Raw genomic sequence first — 929 nt, 5'->3', positions numbered from 1 at the left:
GACACTGAGCCAGCGGCTTAACCAGTGCAGCGCCTGCCCGCCGATGGGCACCACCCTATCTTTACGGCCTTTGCCCTGTCTGACCAGCACCACGCCGCGCCCGAAGTCCACTTCGCTTAACAGCAGGTTGGCTATTTCCATCCGCCGGATACCGGTACTCCACAGTACTTCAAGGATAGCGCGATTTCTCAGCCCGGTTGGGGTGTTGATATCCGTTGCGGCTAATACCGTGTGGGTTTCGTCTTCATTCATTACCTGTGCCGGCAGCCGTTTTTCTTCCTTCGGCAACACCAGACTGTCCACCGGGTTATACAGGATATGGTGACGTTGCAACAGCCAGCGGAACCACTGACGTAAGACACTCAGGCGGTCCCGCTGACTGCCCGGGGTGTAGGGCTGGCCGTTCGCTTTACGGGCGCTTCTCAGCCAGCGCTGGTAACTTTCCAGTAACGGCAGGCTGACCTGCGGTGCCGTCATCACGCCACGCGCTTCGCACCAGCTGACGAACGGCAACAGCCGTTCTTCATAGGACTCCTGAGTCCGTTCGCTTAAGCCCTGTCCCTGCACGGCTTCCAGCCAGGCCGCCAGATGCTGGCGTAAAGTGGCGAAGCGGGCCGGGATGGCGTCGGGTTGACCGTGGGTCTCCATGACAGAGGGGCGTTTTTTTCTGTCTGGCGAGGCGAGGGTTGTTGCCGGGCTGGTTGGGATAGCGTGCTGTTGCTGCAACCAGTCGAACCACAGGCGTAAGGACCGCAGGCGTCGGCGCTGACTGTCCTGCGTATAAAGCTGGCCGTTGGCCTTGCGGTACCGGGTCAGATACTGCTGCCAGTTTGCCAGTAACGGCTCGGTGACCTGAGCGGCGGATATTACGCCCTGTGCCTCGCACCAGCTGACGAACGGCGACAGCCGTTCATGACGGGCGGACTGGC

The 929-nt window shown here is 60.8% G+C and carries 2 protein-coding genes; both read right to left on the bottom strand.

Annotation, left to right across the window (positions count from 1 at the left end):
* On the bottom strand, positions 1-567 hold a 567-nt coding region (locus tag ABR397_RS22860; protein WP_407072906.1), incomplete at its 3' end, for a tyrosine-type recombinase/integrase.
* Positions 524-886: a hypothetical protein gene (locus tag ABR397_RS22855; RefSeq protein WP_350307708.1), complete on the bottom strand. Its 363-nt coding sequence runs from the start codon at positions 884-886 to the stop codon at positions 524-526. The genes ABR397_RS22855 and ABR397_RS22860, both read right to left, overlap by 44 nt.
* Positions 887-929: the final 43 nt, after the last annotated feature.

Origin of the sequence: Photorhabdus viridis (assembly GCF_040256935.1) — a bacterium.
GTDB lineage: Bacteria > Pseudomonadota > Gammaproteobacteria > Enterobacterales > Enterobacteriaceae > Photorhabdus > Photorhabdus viridis.
This window is presented reverse-complemented; position numbering and strand designations above follow the sequence as displayed.